This is a genomic window from Pseudorhodobacter turbinis (genome assembly GCF_005234135.1).
In the GTDB taxonomy this organism is placed as follows: domain Bacteria; phylum Pseudomonadota; class Alphaproteobacteria; order Rhodobacterales; family Rhodobacteraceae; genus Pseudorhodobacter; species Pseudorhodobacter turbinis.
Window position 1 is genome coordinate 1,008,211 of sequence record NZ_CP039965.1, and the last position, 18,530, is coordinate 1,026,740.

Genomic DNA, 18,530 nt, shown 5'->3' on the forward strand with positions numbered 1-18,530 from the left:
GCCCTAAACAGGACCTCGGGCAGGATGAGGCAACGCATGGCGATTTTTCTGGGCGTGGATACCGGCGGCACCTATACGGATGCGGCCCTGCTGGACACGCAAAACGACCGTATTCTGGGCAAGGCCAAATCCCTGACCACACGCCGCGATCTGTCGCTTGGCATAGGCCGCGCGGTTGATGCTGCCTTGCAAAGCGCAGGGGTTGCGCCCGCCGATGTGGCGATGGTCTCGCTGTCGACCACCCTTGCCACGAATGCGCTGGTAGAGGGGCAAGGCGGGCGCGTGGCGCTGGTCTTTATCGGTTTTGAGGATGCCGATCTGGAGCGGGGCGGGCTGGCGGCAGCCTTGGGCGGTGATCCGGTGATCCGCATTGCCGGTGGCCACAACCACGCTGGCGCCGAGGCAGCCCCCCTGGACCTGTCCGCGCTAAAGGCCGCCTTGGCCGCACATAACGTCATGGGCTATGCCGTGGCCGCCCATTTCGCCACCCGCAACCCCACACATGAGCTGGCCGCCCGTGACATGATCCGGCACATAACCGGCCACCCCGTGACCTGCTCACATGAGCTGTCTGCAAACCTGAACGGGCCGAAACGCGCGTTAACGGCAGTGCTGAACGCTCGCCTGATCGGGATGATCGACCGGCTGGTAACGGCGTGTGAGGGCCATATGGCCCGATCCGGCATCACTGCGCCTTTGATGGTGGTGCGCGGGGATGGCGCGCTCATATCGGCCGCGATGGTGCGAGAGCGGCCGATTGAGACGATCCTTTCGGGCCCTGCCGCATCCATCGTTGGGGCACGCTGGCTGACGGGGGCAAATGATGCATTGGTCGCTGATATTGGCGGCACCACCACCGATATTGCAATGCTGCGGGATGGCCTGCCTGAAATCGATCCCCTCGGCGCGCGGATCGGCGGGTTTCGCACAATGGTAGAGGCCGTCGCCATGCGCACCAGCGGCCTTGGCGGCGACAGTGAGGCGCATCTGATCACCCAAGGGCTGACGGGGGGATTTACCCTTGGCCCGCGCCGGTTGATCCCCGTGGCGCTGCTTGCGGTAGATCATGACGCGGTGGTGCATGACGCGCTGGACCGCGCGCTGCGGGGCACTGCCGTGGGGGAATATGACGGGCGCTTTGTGGTGCCAATGGGCGGGGAGGCAGAGGGCCTTTCCACGCGCGAGGCCACGCTTTTGGCCCGCATCACCGCGCCGATGCCGCTTGCCCACGCGCTGACCTCTCGGTTGGAGGTGGCAGCGTTGGACAGGCTGGTGGCGCGCGGGTTGGTGATGCTGTCAGGGGCCACGCCCTCGGATGCCAGCCATGTGCTGGGCGGGCTGGCCGATTGGGACGCTGCGGCAGCAGAAAAGGCACTGACCCTGCTGGCGCGGCGACGGGGCGGTAACGGGATGCAGGTTGCACCGGATGCCAAGACCATCGCCCAAGCCATCGTGGACCAGCTAACCGAACAAACCGCCACCCACCTGCTGGAGGCCGCCTTTGCCGAAGACCCCCGCTTTGAAGGCCATGACACCGCCGCCCTCGCCCGCCACAGCCTGCTGCGCGCCGGTCTGGCACAGCATCGCGGCGTGATAGAAATCTCGGCCCGGCTTGGTGTGCCTGTGGTCGGGCTTGGCGCATCCGCTCCCTATTACTACGGGGCGGTGGGGGTGCGGCTGAGGGCGCAGATGATCTTGCCCGAACATGCGGGCGTGGCCAATGCCATCGGCGCCGTGGTGGGGCAGATCAGCCAACGCGCAACGGGGCTGGTCTCTTCGGCTGGTGAGGGGCAGTACATCGCCCATCTGCCAAGCGGCCCCGAACGTTTTACCAATCGCGACGCCGCACTGGCCGCCATGCAAACCGCCCTGATCGCCGAGGCCACACGCCGCGCCCGCGCCGCCGGTGCCAATGAGGTGACAGTTACCACAACCCAAGATCTGCACGAAGCCACGGTCGAAGGGCGCACTATGTTCGTTGACGCCACGCTAACAGCCACGGCATCAGGCCGCCCGCAAATCGCCCATGCCACGCCATAGCTGCCCTTTCCACCCCCCGCGCGCCGATTTCCTCTTGACGGCCCGCGCCAGCGCCCCTAATCAGCCACTCCAAGTGGCGAGGTAGCTCAGCTGGTTAGAGCACACGACTCATAATCGTGGGGTCGGGGGTTCGAGTCCCCCCCTCGCCACCACTTTTCTTTCAAATGCCAGCGCCCGTGATTCCCGAGCCCTGCGACAGAATTCTTGGAAAATTTACCCTTGCGTAATTAAACGGCGTCACAAAGAGGGCGGTGCGGCACCGCTATGGGCCTCGCTTCCAATCTTTATTCACCGCTTTATACTGATGGCAAAGCAAGACCGGTCAACGACGCAAATGAGGCAGAGCATGGTGGACAAGCGGCAATTCAATATCGTCGCCGTGGGTCAAAGCGGGCGGCTGTCCTATGAGGCGGTCTTGTTGGCGGCAAGCTTGCGCGCGACCAATCCCGATTTTACCGGACGCTTGTTTATCGCGGTACCGCAAGCCGGACCGCTTTGGCCGGATGATCCCGCAATTCAAGATCCAGATATTCTGGCGCTCTTGGTGCAATTCGGCGCCGAGATCATACCATTCGAAAACAAGATCTTCGGGGCCTCATATCCCTATGGCAACAAGATCGAATGCCTGACCGCCCTGCCGGATGAGCCCTTTCTTTTTGTCGATACCGATACCGTCTTTACCGGACCGCTGGCATCAGTCGGGTTTGATTTCGCCAAACCTTCGGCCTCGATGAAACGAGAAGGCACCTGGCCGGTGTTGGAGCTTTACGGCCCCGGCTATACCGAGATTTGGCGCGCGCTTTATGACCGTTTCGGGCTGGATTTCGAAAGCAGCCTCGATACCAGCCAGCCCGCTGAATACTGGAAACGCTACCTTTACTTCAATGCCGGCTGGTTCTTTCACGAAAGCCCGCAGCGCTTTGGCAAGCGTTTCGCCGAATATGCCCGTGTGATCCGCGATGATGCCCCCCCCGAGCTGATATGCCAACCGCTAAGCCCGTGGCTCGATCAGGTCGCCCTGCCTTTGGTCATTCACAGTTTTGGCGGCGGCCGGCCTGGGGATGCGCTGGCGGGGCTGGACGGGGATGTGACCTGCCACTGGCGCACCATGCCGCTGTTTTACGCCCGCGAAAGCGACCACGCGGTAGAGGTGGTGGAACAAGTCCTTGCACCGAACCCGGTCAAGAAAGTGCTAAAGGAATATCTGCCGTTCAAAAAGATGGTATATCAAGGCAAGGGCCGCGATGTGCGGGCTTTGTTTGACCGCGATGATCTGCCAAGACGAGAGCAGATGATCCGCAACAAAATTAAGCGCGAGGGGCTTTGGGTCCGCTAAACCTGATGCAGGCGCGGGCTGATAGCCTTGTTTCACGCAGCTTTTACAATCCGGGCGTGAATTTTACGTTTTGTCCAATGGACGGCATGCATTGTTTGTGAAATGACGCCCTCTACCCAGAATAAAGGACCCTTTTAATGCTACCTGTCGCCTTCCTGATCCACCTCGCCGGGGCCGTTTTGCTTTTGCTCTGGGCGGTTCGCATGGTGCGCACGGGGGTGGAACGGGCGCATGGAACGCGGTTGAAGTCCGCCCTGCGCGGGGCAAAGGGCGGCACCCCGCAAATGGCGCTGGTGGGCATGATACTGGCCGTGGTTTTGCAAAGCTCCACCGCTGTGGGGATCCTGGCGGCAGGCTTTGTGACCTCAGGCATTTTGACGGTTAGCACTGGGATTGCGGCCCTTCTAGGGGCTGATCTTGGTTCTGCCCTTGTCGTGAAGATTCTGTCCTTTGATCTGTCGGGCCTGATCCCCTTCCTGCTTTTGGTTGGCGCCACGATGTTTTTGAAATTCGAGGCGCGCACCGTACGGCAAACCGGACGGATCGTGCTGGGCATCGCCTTTATCCTGCTGTCCTTGCAAATGGTTGGCGACGCGACGGAACCGTTGCGCGACTCTGCCTTGATGCCGGGGATGATGGCCTATTTGCAGGGTGACCCCCTGACCGCATTTTTGGCGGCGGCCGTGATTGCATGGGTTGTGCATTCCTCGGTGGCGACGGTGCTTTTGTTCGTGACCTTTGCCAGCAGCGGGCTGTTACCGCTGGAGGTGGCCGTGCCGATGGTACTGGGTGCCAATCTTGGCGGCGGGATTATCGCTGTTTGGCTGACCCGCGGGATGGAGGTGGAGGCCCGCCGTATTCCGCTTGGCAACCTGATCTTTCGCGGCGTGGCTGCGGCGGCCTTGCTGACCGTTTCGCAAATTATCGCGATACCGATCGCGCTTTTGGGCGGGTCGGAACCGGTGCAGCTGGTCAATTTCCATCTGGCATTTAATCTGGGTCTTTTGCTACTGGCCTTGCCGCTTGTGCGGCCAATGGCGCGGCTTACAGCGGCTTTGCTGCCTGATCCCACCACCGAATCCGCCACAGACGATGTGGCCCAAGCCGCCAGCATGCTTGACCACGCTTCGGTCGACAATCCGCGTGTCGCCCTTGCCAGCGCCAAGCGTGAGCTTTTGCGCATGGGGGAAACGGTCGCCACCATGTACCATCCCATAATGGAGCTGATGGACGGTGGCAGCCTTGATAAAATCAAACGCGTCCGCGCTTTGGATGAGCAGGTGAATCGCAAGCATACCGACATCAAGCTGTTCGTCGCGCAGGTCCAGCGCGGTAACCTGACCGAGGCGGAAGCAAAGCTTGGCAACGACCTGACGGATTTCTCTATTAACCTTGAATATATCGGGGATATCATCGCCAAAAGCCTGCTCGGCCTCGCTGAAACCCGTGCCAAGAAAGGCCTGCGTTTCTCACCCGAAGGCTGGACAGAAATGTGCAATCTGCACAGCCGGGTAGAGGCGAACTTGCAGCTTGCCCTGAATGTTCTGGTGTCGGGCGATGTGGAAAGCGCGCGCCAGTTGGTCAAGGAAAAGGAGATGATGCGCAAGCTGGAACGCGAAAGCCATGACCGCCACCTTGAGCGGCTGCGCAATGCCCATTCCGATAGTATCGACACCTCCGACATCCACCTCGAAACCGTGCGCGCATTCAAAGAGATCAACTCTTTGCTGGTGACGGTGGCCTATCCGATCCTGACGGAAAGCGGGCATCTGCTGGAAAGCCGGTTGGCGCAGCCGAAATAACGGCTCTCTTGACCGGCGCAGGGGCTTCTTCCATAATTCTGATCAAACTTACCGAAATTGATCGGATATCTCGATAATGATCGACAAGCTCGAAATGTTCATCGCCGTCGCCCGTGAGACGCATTTCGGGCGCGCGGCGCAAAGCCTGAATATCTCCCAGCCCTCGCTCTCGGCGGGGATCAAGCAGCTGGAAGAACAGTTGGGCGTGCAGCTTGTTTTTCGCGGCTCCCGCTTTGGCGGGTTGACCCCCGAGGGGCAAACCGCGCTGGTCTGGGCACAGCGCATCACCGGCGATGCCCGCCAGTTCCGCGAAGAAATGCGCATCAAGCGCAACGGCCTTTCGGGGGAGTTGCGCCTTGCCGTTATCCCGACGGCACTAACATGGGCCGCGCGGCTGTCGTCAAAGTTCACCAAGCGCAACCCCAAGGTCCATTTCACCATTCTGTCAAGCACCTCGCGCGAGATCCTTACCCTACTGGACGGATTTGAGGTGGATGCAGGCATTTCCTACCTTGATAATGAGCCCTTGGGCCGTGTGCATACGGCACCGCTTTATGATGAAAGCTATGTTTTGCTGTGCCGCCACGACTCTCCTTTTGCCAGTAAAGCGGAGGTCGGCTGGTCCGAACTAAAAGACGAAACTCTGGCACTGTTGACCCCCGACATGCAGAACCGCCGTATCATCAACCAGATCTTCGCCGAGCATGATATTTCGCCCACAACCCGCATTGAATCCAATTCCATCATCGCATTGACTGCAAGCGTGGAAACGGGGCGCTGTATGACGATACTTTCGGCCGATATTGCACGGTTTTTAACCACCGGCAAAAAGCTGGTCCTTGTCCCGATGTCGGATGCCCGCAGGCGGCATTCGGTGGGGTTGATCGTTCCCCACCGCGAACCGCGCAGCCCTGTGATTGACGCGCTGCTGACCTCGGCGCGCAAGCTTTCAGAGGCAGATCAATCAGGAATCCTGATCGGTTAACGGAATTTCATTATTGATTTCCGTATGAGGAACGGAATTCTATGGGGCAAAGAAGGAAACTTTGCCATGCCCGCAGTCTCGCCAGCCCCGGATCAGACCGAAATCAGCGATATCATCGCATCCCATACCCATCTCGAAGGCCCCATGCTGCCTATTTTGCATGCGCTTCAAGAACGATACGGCTGCATCCCCCAAGGCGCAGAGGCCCTGATTGCCACAGCGCTCAATATCACCAAAGCCGAAGTGCATGGGGTGGTCTCCTTCTATCATGATTTCCGCGAGGAACCGACGGGTCGGCATGTGATCAAGATTTGTCGGGCCGAGGCCTGTAAATCCGTGGGCGCAGATGCTTTGGCGGCCTCGACATTGGCCAAGCTGGGGCTGGACTGGCACGGCACGACCGCGAACGGCGCGGTCACGATAGAGCCGGTCTATTGCCTCGGGCTTTGCGCCTGCGGGCCTGCCGCGATGGTCGACAACAAGGTTGTGGCAAGGGTCGATGATGCCCGAATGGCCGCCCTCTTGCAGGAGGCTGGCGCATGAAGATTTTCCTCCCCCTCGACAGCGTAGCCAAGGCGCTTGGCGCGGATGATCTGGCCACGGCCATCACCAAAGAGGCGGCACAACGCGGCATCGAGGTGACGCTGGTGCGCAACGGATCGCGCGGGATGGTCTGGCTGGAACCTTTGGCCGAGGTTGTGATTGACGGTGTCCGCCACGGCTTTGGCCCGATGGAGCCGGGCGATGTTGCGGGGCTTTTTGGTAATCTCTCCGCGCACCCCAAGGCCTTGGGGCCGGTGGATGACCTGCCTTGGATGCAGCGCCAGACGCGGCTGACCTTTGCACGCGTCGGGGTGATCGACCCGCTGGACTTGGCTGATTATGAGGCCCACGGTGGGCTTGCGGGCCTGCGTCGCGCGGCCAACATGAGCAACGAGGAGATCGTCGCCGAGGTCACGACCAGCGGCTTGCGCGGTCGTGGCGGTGCGGGCTTTCCGACCGGCATCAAGTGGAACACGGTTCTGGGCGCAAAAGCCCCGCAGAAATACATTGTCTGCAATGCCGATGAGGGCGACAGCGGCACCTTTGCCGACCGGATGCTGATGGAGGGCGACCCCTTTACCTTGATCGAGGGCATGGCGATTGCGGGCCTCGGCGTGGGGGCGACCAAGGGCTATGTCTATATGCGCAGCGAGTATCCCGATGCGGTCGCGGTTATGCAGGCCGCCGTACAGATTGCGCGCGCAAAGGGCGTGCTTGGCGCGGATGTTCTGGGGTCCGGCCACGCCTTTGATATGGAGGTTCGCGTCGGTGCTGGCGCCTATGTCTGCGGTGAGGAAACCTCGCTGCTGAACTCGCTTGAGGGCAAGCGCGGCGTGGTGCGCGCCAAGCCACCGCTGCCCGCGCTTGAAGGGTTTCTTGGTCGCCCGACCGTGGTCAATAACGTCATCAGCCTTGCCACCGTTCCCGTGATATTCGAGCGAGGCGCACAGGCCTATGCCGATTTCGGGCTTGGCCGGTCGCGCGGCACGGTCACGCTGCAAATCGCCGGCAATGTAAAGCAGGGCGGTTTGTTCGAGACCGCCTTTGGCATGACGCTGGGCGAGGCAGTGGATGTGATCGGGGGCGGTACGGCCTCGGGTCGTCCGGTCAAGGCGGTGCAGGTCGGCGGGCCATTGGGTGCCTATATGCCCCGCGAAAAGTTTGAGACCGCCATCTGCTATGAGGCATTTGACCAGCAGGGCGGCCTGATCGGCCATGCGGGGCTGGTGATCTTTGATGACAGTACGGACATGCTGGATATGGCGCGTTTCGCGATGGAATTCTGCGCAATCGAATCTTGCGGGAAATGCACGCCTTGCCGGATTGGTTCCGTTCGCGGGGTCGAAACCCTTGACCGTATCCGCCAAGGCGATACCGGCGCGGTAGCGCTGCTGACCGATCTTTGTGAAACGATGAAGGATGGCTCTCTTTGCGCGCTTGGGGGCTTTACCCCCTTTCCCGTTATGTCCGCCCTTACGCATTTCCCTGACGACTTCGCGACCCAAAAGGAGGCCGCCGAATGAAAGATTTCATCATCCCCACCGATGACCGTGATATGGGCACCCCCGCACGCAGCGGCGCGCCCGTGACCCTGACCATTGACGGTTTCGCCGTGACCGTGCCCGATGGCACATCCGTGATGCGCGCCGCCGCCGAGGCGGGCCTGCAAATCCCCAAGCTTTGCGCCACCGATAGTGTTGAGGCCTTCGGATCATGCAGGCTGTGCGTGGTGGAAATCGAAGGACGGCGCGGCACGCCCGCCTCATGCACCACACCTGTGGTCGAAGGCATGGTGGTGCAGACCCAAACCCCAAAGCTCAAGAAGCTGCGCACCGGCGTGATGGAGCTTTATATCTCCGATCACCCGCTGGATTGTTTGACCTGCTCGGCCAATGGTGATTGCGAATTGCAAGATATGGCCGGCGTCGTGGGCCTGCGCGATGTGCGCTACACCGCCCCTGAAAATGCCCCCTTGGCCAACCATTTCACCCCGCGCAACACCAGCGCCGAGGTAAATCCTTCATGGATGCCCAAGGACGACAGCAACCCGTATTTCACCTATGATCCGGCGAAATGCATCGTCTGCAGCCGTTGCGTGCGCGCCTGCGAAGAGGTGCAAGGCACCTTTGCCCTGACGATCGAGGGCCGCGGGTTCGACAGCCGCGTGTCCTTTGGTGCGAAAACCGATGATGCACTGGCCTCGGATTGCGTTAGCTGCGGCGCCTGCGTTCAGGCCTGCCCAACCGCAACCTTGCAAGAAAAATCCATCATTGAGCTGGGCACGCCGCAACGTTCCGTCATAACCACCTGTGCCTATTGCGGCGTGGGTTGTTCCTTCAAGGCTGAGCTGAACGGCGATGAGCTGGTGCGCATGGTGCCCTACAAACACGGCAAGGCGAATAGGGGCCATAGCTGCGTCAAGGGGCGTTTCGCCTATGGCTATGCCAACCACAAGGACCGCATCCTGAACCCGATGATCCGCGACAAGATCACCGATCCATGGCGCGAGGTCAGCTGGGATGAGGCGCTGAACTTTACCGCCAAGCGGATGCGCGGCTTGCAAGAGAAATACGGCCAGAAATCCATCGGGGTTATCACCTCTAGCCGTTGCACCAATGAGGAAACCTATCTGGTGCAAAAGCTGACACGTCAGGTCTTTGGCAATAACAACACCGATACATGCGCACGCGTCTGCCATTCGCCCACAGGCTATGGTTTGGGGCAGGCCTTTGGCACCTCGGCAGGCACACAAGATTTCGATTCCGTCGAGGAAACCGACGTCGTGATCGTGATCGGGGCCAACCCGACGGATGCGCACCCCGTCTTTGCAAGCCGCTTGAAAAAGCGGTTGCGCCAAGGCGCCAAGCTGATCGTGATCGATCCACGCCGGATTGATCTGGTGAAATCGGCCCATATCGGGGCCGCGCATCACCTGCCCCTGCGCCCCGGCACCAATGTCGTTGTCGTCACCGCCTTGGCCCATGTCATCGTAACCGAAGGCCTAATGGATGAGGCCTATATCCGCGAGCGCTGTGATTGGGATGAATTCCAAGACTACGCCAGTTTTGTCAGTAATGAGCGCCATTCGCCCGAGGCAACTGCCCTGCTGACCGGTGTCGACCCTGAGGAATTGCGCGCTGCGGCACGGCTGTTTGCCACGGGCGGCAACGGTTCCATCTATTACGGGTTGGGTGTGACAGAGCACAGCCAGGGTTCCACCACCGTGATGGGCATCGCCAACCTTGCGATGCTGACCGGAAATATCGGGCGCAAAGGTGTTGGGGTGAACCCGCTGCGGGGACAAAACAACGTCCAAGGGTCATGTGACATGGGCAGCTTCCCGCATGAATTGCCGGGCTACCGCCATGTCAAACTGCCCGAAGTGCGCAAGATATTTGAGGATGCTTGGGGCACGGTCATCGACCCCGAACCGGGGCTTCGTATCCCCAATATGCTGGATGCGGCGGTCGATGGCACCTTCAAGGGGCTTTATTGCCAAGGGGAGGATATCTTGCAATCCGACCCCGATACCAAACATGTGGCCGCCGGATTGGCCGCGATGGAATGTGTGATCGTCCATGATCTGTTCTTGAACGAGACCGCCAATTACGCGCATGTGTTCCTGCCCGGTTCGACCTTCCTTGAAAAGGATGGCACTTTCACCAATGCCGAGCGCCGCATCAACCGCGTGCGCCGCGTGATGGCCCCCAAGAACGGCTATGCCGATTGGGAGGTGACGCAACTGCTGGCCAATGCGATGGGCGGCGGCTGGACCTATACCCATCCGTCCCAGATCATGGATGAGATCGCCTCTGTCACCCCCAGCTTTGCCGGCGTCAATTACGCCATGCTGGAGGAAAAAGGCAGCGTCCAATGGCCCTGCAACGAAGAGCATCCCGAGGGCACACCTTTGATGCATGTCGATGGATTCATGCGCGGCAAGGGGCGGTTTATCGTCACCGAATATATCGCCACGGATGAGAAAACCGGCCCGCGCTTCCCGCTTTTGCTGACCACGGGGCGTATCTTGTCGCAATATAACGTGGGTGCCCAAACACGGCGGACGGAAAACTCCATCTGGCATGATCAGGATTTGCTGGAAATCCATCCCCATGATGCCGAAGTGCGCGGCGTGAATGAGGGTGATTTTGTCAAGCTCGCCAGCCGCTCTGGCGAAACCGCCCTGCGTGCCAAGATCACGGATCGCGTCAGCCCGGGTGTGGTGTACACGACCTTCCACCACCCCGACACACAGGCGAATGTGATCACCACCGATTACACCGATTGGGCCACCAACTGCCCGGAATACAAGGTAACGGCGGTGCAGGTCAGCGCGTCAAACGGCCCGACCGACTGGCAAGAGGATTACAACGCCCACGCCGAACTGTCGCGCCGCATCCTTCCGGCGGCAGAGTAGTGACGCACCCCGCCTCCTCCAGCCTTACGGGGCTGTCGGTGCAAGCCGATGGCAGCCGCACGGTTCACCGCGCGTTGCCCGAGGAGGTGGCCGTTGCAATCGTCTTTAACGGGTCGACCCAAGCGGTGATGATGGCCAGCCCCACCGATCTTGCGGATTTCGCGCATGGTTTTGCGTTGTCCGAGGGGGTGATCACCGATCTGTCCCAGATCGAGAATTTTGAACTGGTCGACCATCCTAACGGCCTTGAGGCCCGCTTCTGGCTGGCTGAGGATCGGGCCGAGGCCATCGCCGCCCGTCGCCGCCTGATGGCGGGTCCCGTGGGCTGCGGCCTTTGCGGGATCGACAGCCTAGAGCAGGCAGACCGCGATTTGCCGCAGGTGGGTGGGGCCGGCTTGCGCTTTTCCTATGCCGATATTGCCGGGGCGACAGATGCCTTGCGCAATCATCAACCTCTGCACGACCTGACCCACGCCACCCATGCGGCAGGGTTCTTGCAGCCCGGCAAAGGGATCATTCTGGCCCGCGAGGATGTGGGCCGTCATAACGCGCTGGATAAGGTGATCGGTGCCTTGGCGCTTGCAGGGATTGATCCGGCAAGCGGGGCCTTTGTGATGACCAGCCGCCTTTCGATCGAGCTGGTGCAAAAAACGGCTGTAACGCGCGCGCCCGTCTTGATCGCCGTTTCCGCCCCGACCGCCTACGCCCTGCGCGCTGCCAAAGCGGCGGGCATCACGCTGGTCGCCTTTGCCCGCGGGGGCGGCTTCGACATATATTCCCACCCAAAACGTATCATTCCCGAGGTCCCCAATGTCCCCTGAGAAAATGGTCTATATGACCAATCAGATCGCCAAGTTCTTTCGCACACAACCCGAGGCAAGCCGCATCGAGAACATCGCGGCCCACCTCAGCGATTTCTGGGAACCGCGGATGCTTGAAAAGCTTTACGTGCATGTCGACGGTGGTGGCGCAGGGCTTGATGCGCTGGTGGTTGAGGCGGCAAAGCGCATACGGCAGGCCAAAGCAGCCTGACATCAAGCCGTTATAGCTTGATGTTCTGACGCCGGTCGCTTGCGATAAGCCGCTGGATTTTCGAGACAATCTGATCGGCATGGATCTGGGCCAACTTGTCCGCTTCCGCAATATCGCGGGCGGCAATGGCACTGATAATATCTTCATGCTCGGCCACATATTCTTGTGGAAGCTGGTCCTGATAGGATTGGTAGTACAGCCGCAAGATCCGCCGCCCTTCGTCGAGCAACCGCAGGAAAAGGCCCTCATAATAGGTGTTTTGCGCCGCCGCCGCGATGGCCGCATGAAAATCACGGTTGGTGGCGATCATCGCAAGCGCATCCTGGTTTTGCACAGCTTGCGCAAAAAGCGCCTGATGTGCGCGGATCGAAACCAGATCTTCGGCGGTGTGATATTGCGCCGCCAGTCGGGTCGTCACACGGTACATCAAAGTCAGCGCATCAAAGAACGTATGCAGCGTCAGAAAGTTGATGTTGGACACAACCGTAGAGCGGTTGGGCAATGTCGTCACCAAGCCTTCACCCGCAAGACGCACCAAAGCCTCGCGGATCGGGGTGCGCGACATCTCGAACCGCTCGGACAGCTGGATTTCGTCAATCGGGCTGCCGGGCTCCAACGCCAGATCGATAATCTCGTCGCGCAGAACATCATAGACATGCTTGACGCCTGAGCCACGTTTGCGGTCCGGTTTGGCGGGGGGTACAGGGATGCTCATGCCATTTCCTTTGTTGTAAATTTTGGATAGGGGAGTTGCCTTGCGCTATCAAGTCCTGCGGCGGATTTTGGCTGCGTAAATTATGTCGACAAATAGTATGCAACTTGTTATAGAGGTCAGGAACACGTTAAACCCTGTGCCGGACACCGGCACCCCAGCCGCAGTTTCAAGGAGCGATTAATGACAACCAATATCTTTTCCGGCACTATTCCGGCGCTGATGACACCGTGCAAACCCGACCGCAGCCCGGATTTCGACGCGCTCGTCTCCAAGGGCAAAGAGCTGGTCGCGGCAGGCATGTCCGCAGTGGTCTATTGCGGCTCTATGGGTGATTGGCCCCTGCTGACCGATGCACAGCGCATGGAAGGCGTGGAGCGTTTGGTCAAGGCCGGTCTGCGCGTGATCGTGGGCACTGGTGCTGTGAACTCTGCCTCGGCTGTGGCCCATGCGGCGCATGCGCAAAAGGTCGGCGCCCATGGTTTGATGGTTATCCCGCGGGTTTTGTCGCGCGGCTCGTCCATCCCTGCGCAAAAGGCACATTTCAAGGCGATTCTGAACGCAGCCCCCGATTTGCCCGCCGTGATCTACAACAGCCCCCATTACGGGTTCGAGACTCGTGCCGACCTGTTCTTTGCCCTGCGCGCAGACCATGCGAACCTGATCGGCTTCAAGGAATTCGGCGGGACGGATGCGATGTCTTATGCCGCTGAGTTTATCAGCAGCCGCGACGATGACGTGACCCTGATGGTGGGTGTTGATACCTGTGTTGTGCATGGGTTCGTCAATGCAGGTGCCACTGGTGCGATCACCGGCATTGGCAACGTTTTGCCTGCCGAAGTGTTGAACCTTGTGCGCTTGTCCAAAGAGGCCGCCAAGGGCAGTGCCCTTGCCCGTCAGCGCGCACAGGAACTGGAATCCTCCCTCGCCGTTTTGTCGAAATTCGACGTCGGGGTGGATCTGGTTTTGTACTTCAAGTACCTCATGGTACTGAACGGCGATGCCGAATACAATTTGCACTTCATTGAAACCGACGAGCTGTCGGAAAGCCAAAAAGGCTTTGCCAAGGCACAGTTGGAGCTATTCCGTGCATGGTATGCCGACTGGTCCAAATTGCCCGGCGCTGTTGCCTAAGGCACGAATTTGAAAAGGCCCGCTCATTGAGCGGGCCTTTTGCATTAGCTGACGGCGTCCAGCCCGCCTGCAAGCAACCGTTCCAGCATCGCCTGTTCATCCGCGTTCAGCGTAATGCCATTGGCCATTGACTCCGCCCGCGCGGTAAAGCGGCGGGTAGATGGCAGCCTTGCCCCCTGCCCAAGCACCGCATCAAACAGCGCCTCGGCCTGATCAAGGTTCACCCCCCCTTTGGCGGCCGCGAAACGGTCGGGGCAAAAGGCGATGATCAGCTCGCCATGGCGCGGGGCGATGGTGGTGGTGCCAAGGAAATCCAGCGCCTCGGGGCTGGTCATATCGCCGATCATCACACCGGCCAGCAATTCGATCATCATTGAAATCGCCGAACCTTTATGCCCGCCAAAGGGCAGCATCGCCCCCGCAAGCGCCGCCGTCGGATCGGTGGTCGGCGCGCCCTCGGCATCAACGGCCCAGCCTTCGGGCAGGGGTTTTCCGGCAATGCGGTGCAGCTCCACCTCTCCTCGGGCGGCAACGCTGGTGGCGAAATCGAACACATAGGGCGCATGGCCCGCACGCGGCCAGCCAAATGCCAGCGGGTTTGTCCCCATCAGCGCGGTTGTGCCGCCCGTCGGCGCCACCGTGGCATAGCTTGGGCACATCGCAATCGCTGCCAAACCGCGTTCGGTCAGGGCCTCTACCTCTGGCCAAAGGGCGGAAAAATGCGTGCAGTCATTGATGACCAGCGCCGCGAGGCCAAGGGCCTTGGCACGTTCGGCCAGCACCGGCGCGCCCATCTCGAACGCGGCATTGGCAAACCCGCCCTTGGCATCAACCCGCACAATCGCGCTTTCGTCTTGCGTCAGGGTAGGCACGGCATCGGGGACAACCTTGCCATGCTTCAACGTCCGCAAGCAGCCCTCAATCCGGTAAATCCCGTGGGATTTGCAGGCGTCACGTTCACCCGCCACAATAACCCCTGCAATGGGTCCGGCCTGTTGGGCGGAAAATCCGGCCGCACGGAAAATGGCGACGACTTTGCTCGTAAGCTCGTCAGGGGTCAGCGTTATATCGGCGGTCATCCGGCGCTCCTTTTTTATGTCGTTCGGGTCATTGGTTGTACGGCATCAGCACATCCGTTAGACCATGGGTGGATATCAGTTGCGTATCTGCATACATATTGTATGCATGAAGCACCGAGCGGGGCAAGGCGTCTGCCACCCCAACCAACACAGTTTCACTTTAGCCCGCAATAGGGCCGCAGAAACCAAGAAGGGCCACAACATGACATTTACCCCGCATGGCAAACATTTGATCGCAGGCGAATGGGTCGCCGGAGATCAGACATTCCAATCAGAGCCCGCCACCGGGCCCGCGCACAGCTATTCTGTTGGCACGGTCGCACTGGTGAACCGCGCCGCCGAGGCCGCCGAGGATGCGTTCTGGACCTATGGCTATTCCAGCCGCAAGGACCGCGCCGCCTTTCTTAACGCCATCGCGGATGAGATCGACGCCCGCGGCGAGGCGATCACCGAAGTGGGCAGCGCCGAAACAGGCCTTCCCGCAGCGCGCCTTCAGGGTGAGCGTGGCCGCACCGTGGGCCAGCTGCGCCTGTTTGCGGATCACATCCTCAAGGGCGATTACCTTGACCGCCGTCATGATGCCGCCCAGCCCGACCGCACGCCTGCCCCCCGCCCCGAGATGGTGATGATGCAGCAACCCATCGGGCCGATTGCCGTGTTTGGCGCGTCAAACTTCCCGCTGGCGTTTTCCACTGCGGGCGGTGATACCGCTGCCGCTTTGGCTGCCGGTTGCCCTGTGGTTGTCAAAGGCCATTCCGCCCACCCCGGCACCGCCGAAATCGTGGCCGAGGCGATCAAGGCCGCGATTGAGAAAACCGGCATGCCCAAAGGCGTCTTCTCATTGATCCAAGGTGGCAAGCGTGACGTCGGCACCAGCCTTGTTCAGCATCCGTTGATCAAGGCCGTCGGCTTTACCGGCAGCTTGGGTGGCGGGCGCGCCCTGTTCGATCTGTGCGCCGCTCGGCCAGAGCCGATTCCCTTCTTTGGCGAGCTGGGTTCCGTCAACCCGATGTTCCTGCTGCCCGAGGCAATGACTGCGCGGGCCGAGGCGCTTGGCACCGGCTGGGCCGGATCGTTGACCATGGGCGCAGGGCAGTTTTGCACCAACCCCGGCATCGCAGTTGTGATTGACGGGCCGGACGCAGACCGCTTTGTCGCCAGCGCCAAAGCAGCGCTTGAGGCCTCTGCACCGCAGGTCATGCTGACCCCCGGCATCGCATCGGCCTATCATCAGGGCGAAGCTCGCTTTGCCGAGGCAAAGGGCGTCACCACCGTGATCGCCTCTAAGTCCGAAGGGCGCGAAGCACGGCCAAACCTGTTTGAAACCACTGGCGCGGCCTTTACTGCCAATCACGAGCTTGCCGAAGAGGTCTTTGGCCCGCTTGGTCTGGTGATCCGTGTCGGCTCTGTCGATGAGATGGTTTCGCTTGCCAAAGGCTTTGCCGGGCAGCTGACCGCCACCCTGCATATGGAGCCGGGCGATATGGATGCTGCCCGCAGCCTGCGCCCCGTTTTGGAGCGCAAAGCAGGTCGCGTATTGGTCAACGGCTTCCCCACTGGTGTTGAGGTGGTCGATTCGCAAGTTCATGGCGGGCCATATCCTGCCAGCACCAATTTCGGGGCAACCAGCGTTGGCACTTTGTCGATCCGCCGCTTCCTGCGCCCTGTCGCCTACCAGAACCTGCCAAAGGAATTGCTGCCCGAGGTTTGACATCTGGCCCTAAGGCAGTAACCTGTCCTTACGATGCGCCCGCTTCGGCGGGCGTTTATATTCGCAATACATCGACAAAAATACTTTTTGTATATTCCGATTATTTCTCCTTGCACGAAGGTCGGACCGTCAACATAGTCAGTGCAAGGACGAATCAAAAAACGACCATACCAAAGGGAGATAACAATGAAAAAAACTGCACTCTTGGGCGGACTGCTCGCGGCAACCTGCCTTGCCGGAACCGCAAGCGCCGACAAACTGGATGACATCATGGCCTCGGGCACGCTGCGCTGCGCAGTTGTGCTGGACTTCCCGCCGATGGGATCGCGCGATGCTGATAACAACGCTATCGGCTTTGACGTTGATTACTGTAACGACCTTGCCAAAGCCCTTGGGGTAGAGGCCAAAATCGTCGAAACGCCCTTCCCCGACCGTATTCCGGCGCTGGTATCGGGCCGGGTTGATGTGGGCGTAGCCTCCACCTCGGACACGCTGGAGCGGGCAAAGACTGCCGGGTTCTCTGTACCCTATTTCGCATTTACCAACGTGGTGCTGACACGTGAAGATGCTGGCGTTGAAGGCTTTGATGACCTGAAGGGCAAGACTGTTGGTTCCGTTGGCGGCACCTACGAAGGTATTCAGTTGGAAGATAACATCAAGGAATGGGGCGACGGCGATTACCGTCCATACCAGTCGCAGGCCGATGTGTTCCTTGCGTTGTCGCAGGGTCAGATCGACGGCACTGTTGTGACCTCCACCGTGGCCTCTTCGATTGTACAATCGGGCAAATATGATGGCTTGGTCATCAAGGGCGACGCGCCTTATCTGCCGGATTATGTTGCCTTGATCGCGCTGCGTCAGGAATACGGCCTGCTGAACTATCTCGATCTGTTCATCAACCAGCAGGTTCGCACCGGCCGCTATCAAGAGCTGTTCGACAAATGGGTTGGCGGTGATGCACCGGATCTGACGGTCAGCAAAGTTTACCGTTAAACGACAAACGATAACAGACAGGGGGGTGCGCCCCCCCTGTCCCCTACGGACCCAAACACATAAAGGGCCGAGATGTTCACTTACACCTTCCAATGGCGTCAAGCTTGGCAAAAGATACCGCTTTTGCTGGACGGCGCACTGGTCACTTTGGAAATCGCACTCTTGTCTATGGCAATGGGTGTGGTCTTTGCCGTGATCCTTGCGGTTGCCCGCAACTCCAAATCCCGGTGGATCTATGCGCCTGCGACAGTCTGGGTCGAGGTGGCGCGCAACACGCCCGCCCTGTTCCAGATCTATATGGCGCATTTCGGGCTTGGGTCTTTTGGTATTCACCTAAGCCCCTATATCGCCTTGTTGGCCGGGATTACATTCAACAACGCGGGCTATCTGGCGGAGACCTTCCGCGGGGCTTTGCGCGCCATTCCTGGAACGCAGTTGCGCGCGGCACGATCCCTAGGGATGCCGCAGGTGCAGGCCTTTCGGCTGGTGATCATGCCGCAGATGTTTCGCATCGCCTTCCTGCCCACGACGAACCAGATGGTCTGGGCCATTCTGATGACCTCGCTGGGCGTGACCGTGGGGATGAACACCGACCTTGCTGGTGTGACGCAAGATATCAACGTCCGCAGCTTCCGCACATTTGAAATTTTTGCCCTCGCGGCGGTGATCTATTACCTGATCGCCAAGGCGGTTACGCTGGGTGCAAGGCTGCTTGCGCGGCGCATGTTCCGGTATTGAAGGGAGAG

Annotated in this window: 15 protein-coding genes and 1 tRNA gene; 14 read left to right on the plus strand and 2 right to left on the minus strand. The window is 60.1% G+C overall.

Annotated elements, in window-relative coordinates:
* Positions 1 to 36 precede the first annotated feature (36 nt).
* The 10 genes from EOK75_RS17330 to EOK75_RS17375 all read left to right on the plus strand — a co-directional run bounded on the left by EOK75_RS17330 (position 37) and on the right by EOK75_RS17375 (position 12,155).
* Positions 37 to 2,040, plus strand: a complete 2,004-nt coding sequence (locus tag EOK75_RS17330; RefSeq protein WP_137195270.1) for a hydantoinase/oxoprolinase N-terminal domain-containing protein — start codon at positions 37 to 39, stop codon at positions 2,038 to 2,040.
* Positions 2,041 to 2,115: 75 nt separating this feature from the next.
* A tRNA-Met gene (locus EOK75_RS17335) sits at positions 2,116 to 2,192 on the plus strand.
* Between the two features lie 194 nt (positions 2,193 to 2,386).
* Positions 2,387 to 3,376 carry a hypothetical protein gene (locus tag EOK75_RS17340; protein ID WP_137195845.1) on the plus strand — a complete coding sequence of 330 codons (990 nt, stop codon included), beginning with the start codon at positions 2,387 to 2,389 and terminating at the stop codon, positions 3,374 to 3,376.
* A 137-nt stretch (positions 3,377 to 3,513) separates the two neighbouring features.
* Positions 3,514 to 5,178: a Na/Pi cotransporter family protein gene (locus EOK75_RS17345; protein ID WP_137195271.1), complete on the plus strand. Its 1,665-nt coding sequence runs from the start codon at positions 3,514 to 3,516 to the stop codon at positions 5,176 to 5,178.
* A 76-nt stretch (positions 5,179 to 5,254) separates the two neighbouring features.
* Positions 5,255 to 6,163 (plus strand): LysR family transcriptional regulator, encoded by a 909-nt coding sequence (locus EOK75_RS17350; protein WP_137195272.1) that lies wholly within the window; start codon positions 5,255 to 5,257, stop codon positions 6,161 to 6,163.
* A gap of 66 nt (positions 6,164 to 6,229) precedes the next feature.
* A complete protein-coding gene (locus EOK75_RS17355; RefSeq protein WP_137195273.1) occupies positions 6,230 to 6,706 on the plus strand; it encodes a formate dehydrogenase subunit gamma in 477 nt (158 codons plus the stop codon).
* Positions 6,703 to 8,229, plus strand: a complete 1,527-nt coding sequence (locus tag EOK75_RS17360) for a formate dehydrogenase beta subunit (RefSeq protein WP_137195274.1) — start codon at positions 6,703 to 6,705, stop codon at positions 8,227 to 8,229. The genes EOK75_RS17355 and EOK75_RS17360 overlap by 4 nt, the downstream gene beginning before the upstream one ends.
* Entirely contained in the window at positions 8,226 to 11,123 is a 2,898-nt protein-coding gene (gene fdhF, locus EOK75_RS17365) for a formate dehydrogenase subunit alpha (protein WP_137195275.1), read from the plus strand. The genes EOK75_RS17360 and fdhF overlap by 4 nt, the downstream gene beginning before the upstream one ends.
* Entirely contained in the window at positions 11,123 to 11,944 is an 822-nt protein-coding gene (gene fdhD, locus EOK75_RS17370; protein ID WP_137195276.1) for a formate dehydrogenase accessory sulfurtransferase FdhD, read from the plus strand. The genes fdhF and fdhD overlap by 1 nt, the downstream gene beginning before the upstream one ends.
* On the plus strand, positions 11,934 to 12,155 hold the full coding sequence (locus tag EOK75_RS17375) for a formate dehydrogenase subunit delta (protein WP_137195277.1): 222 nt from the start codon (positions 11,934 to 11,936) through the stop codon (positions 12,153 to 12,155). The genes fdhD and EOK75_RS17375 overlap by 11 nt, the downstream gene beginning before the upstream one ends.
* A gap of 10 nt (positions 12,156 to 12,165) precedes the next feature.
* Here the strand turns inward: EOK75_RS17375 and EOK75_RS17380 are convergent, their stop codons facing one another.
* Entirely contained in the window at positions 12,166 to 12,870 is a 705-nt protein-coding gene (locus tag EOK75_RS17380) for a GntR family transcriptional regulator (protein WP_137195278.1), read from the minus strand.
* 180 nt (positions 12,871 to 13,050) lie between these two features.
* Between EOK75_RS17380 and EOK75_RS17385 the strand changes: the two genes are divergently transcribed.
* Positions 13,051 to 14,001 carry a dihydrodipicolinate synthase family protein gene (locus tag EOK75_RS17385; protein WP_137195279.1) on the plus strand — a complete coding sequence of 317 codons (951 nt, stop codon included), beginning with the start codon at positions 13,051 to 13,053 and terminating at the stop codon, positions 13,999 to 14,001.
* Between the two features lie 44 nt (positions 14,002 to 14,045).
* On the opposite strand, the gene EOK75_RS17390 is transcribed toward EOK75_RS17385, so the two are convergent.
* Complete coding sequence (locus EOK75_RS17390) at positions 14,046 to 15,080, minus strand: Ldh family oxidoreductase (RefSeq protein WP_137195280.1); 1,035 nt, start codon at positions 15,078 to 15,080, stop codon at positions 14,046 to 14,048.
* Positions 15,081 to 15,282: 202 nt separating this feature from the next.
* Here EOK75_RS17390 and EOK75_RS17395 point away from each other — a divergent pair, with 202 nt between their 5' ends.
* The 3 genes from EOK75_RS17395 (at position 15,283) to EOK75_RS17405 (ending at position 18,522) form a co-directional block, all read left to right on the plus strand.
* On the plus strand, positions 15,283 to 16,791 hold the full coding sequence (locus EOK75_RS17395) for an aldehyde dehydrogenase (NADP(+)) (RefSeq protein ID WP_137195281.1): 1,509 nt from the start codon (positions 15,283 to 15,285) through the stop codon (positions 16,789 to 16,791).
* Between the two features lie 186 nt (positions 16,792 to 16,977).
* Complete coding sequence (locus EOK75_RS17400; protein ID WP_137195282.1) at positions 16,978 to 17,784, plus strand: ABC transporter substrate-binding protein; 807 nt, start codon at positions 16,978 to 16,980, stop codon at positions 17,782 to 17,784.
* Between the two features lie 72 nt (positions 17,785 to 17,856).
* Positions 17,857 to 18,522 (plus strand): amino acid ABC transporter permease, encoded by a 666-nt coding sequence (locus EOK75_RS17405; RefSeq protein WP_137195283.1) that lies wholly within the window; start codon positions 17,857 to 17,859, stop codon positions 18,520 to 18,522.
* Positions 18,523 to 18,530: the final 8 nt, after the last annotated feature.